The sequence below is a fragment of the Streptomyces sp. NPDC051582 genome, from assembly GCF_040681715.1.
Classification (GTDB): domain Bacteria; phylum Actinomycetota; class Actinomycetes; order Streptomycetales; family Streptomycetaceae; genus Streptomyces.
This window is the reverse complement of the sequence record NZ_JBFAZJ010000099.1, coordinates 1-1,940: the sequence shown is the minus strand read 5'-3', so window position 1 is coordinate 1,940 and position 1,940 is coordinate 1. Positions and strand designations below refer to the sequence as shown.

Here is a 1,940-nt window from a genome sequence, read left to right as displayed (position 1 = left end):
CCGGGTGGTCTTGCGGCCCTGTTCGGTGAAGTGCTCCTGGATCGCGGTGACGGCTTCCTCGGCGCCGGAGACCACGATGGAGCGGGGGCTGTTGACGGCGGCGATGCCGACGGACTCGGTCAGGTGGGGGAGGATCTCTTCCTCGGTCGCCTGGATCGCGGCCATGGCTCCGCCTGCGGGCAGTGCCTGCATGAGGCGGCCGCGTGCGGTGACGAGGCGGGCCGCGTCCTCCAGGGACAGGACCCCGGCCGCGTGGGCGGCGGTGATCTCGCCGATGGAGTGGCCGGCCAGGAAGTCCGGCCGGACGCCCCACGAGGTGACGAGCCGGAAGAGCGCGGTTTCGATGGCGAACAGTGCGGGCTGGGTGTAGGCGGTGCTGTTCAGCAGCGCCTCGTCCTCGCCCCACATCACCTCGTAGAGCGGGATCTCCACGTGCTCGTCCACGGCGGCGGCCGCGGCGTCGAGCGCAGCGGCGAACACCGGGAACGCGGAGTGCAGTTCACGGCCCATGCCCAGACGCTGCGCGCCCTGGCCCGTGAACAGGAACGCCGAGCGGCCTTCTTGGACGACGCCCTGCACGGCGACGGGCGCCGCCGAGCCCTCGGCGAGCGCCGAGAGTCCGGCCAGGAGCTCGTCGCGGTCCGCGCCGATGACGACGGCCCGGTGCTCGTGCGCGGTCCGGGTGGTCGCCGCCGAGAAACCGAGGTCGGTCAGGGACGGGTCCGCGTCGGTCAGGGACGGGTCCGCGTGCCCGGCGACATGGGCGAGCAGGCGCCCGGCCTGCTCGGCCAGGGCCTTCGGCGAACGGCCGGACAGGGCCACGGGGACCAGCGGGAGGGTACGGATCTCCGTGTCGGCCTCCGCCGCGTCGGCGGCCGGGGCCTCCTCGACGATGACGTGGGCGTTCGTACCGCTGAGCCCGAAGGAGGAGATGCCGGCCCGGCGCGGGCGCTCGCCCGCCGGCCAGGCGACCGGCTCGGTCAGCAGCTTGACGTTGCCCGCCGTCCAGTCGACGTGCGGGGTCGGGTCCTGCGCGTACAGGGTCTTGGGCAGCAGGCCGTGGCGCAGCGCCTGCACCATCTTGATGACGCCGCCGACGCCGGCCGCGGCCTGCGTGTGCGCGAGGTTGGACTTGAGGGAGCCGAGCCACAGCGGCTTGTCGTCTTCGCGGCCCTGGCCGTACGTGGCGAGCAGCGCCTGCGCCTCGATCGGGTCGCCGAGCCTGGTGCCGGTGCCGTGGGCCTCCACGGCGTCGACGTCGGCGATGGTCAGGCCGGCGTTCTCCAGGGCGCTGCGGATGACCCGCTGCTGGGACGGCCCGTTGGGGGCGGTCATGGAGCTGGACGCGCCGTCCTGGTTGACGGCGGAGCCGCGGATGACCGCGAGGACGGGGTGGCCGTTGCGGCGGGCGTCGCAGAGGCGCTCCAGGACGAGGACGCCGACGCCCTCGGAGCAGCCGGTGCCGTCGGCGTTCGAGGCGAAGGGCTTGCAGCGGCCGTCGGCGGCCATGCCGCGCTGGTGGCTGAAGTAGAGGAACATGTCCGGCTCGGTCATCACGGTGACGCCGCCGGCCAGGGCGAGCGTGGACTCGCCGGAGTTCAGGGACTGCGCGGCCAGGTGCAGGGCGACGAGGGAGGAGGAGCAGGCCGTGTCGATGGTGACGGCCGGGCCCTCCAGGCCCAGGCTGAACGCGACGCGGCCGGTGACCAGGCTGCCGCCGGTGGTGGCCGCGGCTTCCGTGCCCAGCGCGTAGTCGTGGTACATGACGCCGCCGAAGACTCCGGTCTTCGTGCCGCGCAGGGTGTGCGGGGCGATGCCCGCGTTCTCGATGGCCTCCCACGAGGTCTCCAGCAGCAGCCGCTGCTGGGGGTCGAGGGTCAGGGCCTCGCGCGGGGAGATCCCGAAGAGGGCCGCGTCGAAGTCGCCGGCGTCGTAGAGGA

At 73.7% G+C, this 1,940-nt stretch carries 1 protein-coding gene; it reads right to left on the bottom strand.

Features of this window, described 5'->3' with window-relative positions; all coding sequences use genetic code 11:
• The coding region (locus AB0M92_RS39220; RefSeq protein ID WP_366107183.1) for a type I polyketide synthase at positions 1-1,940 on the bottom strand (1,940 nt) is incomplete at both ends.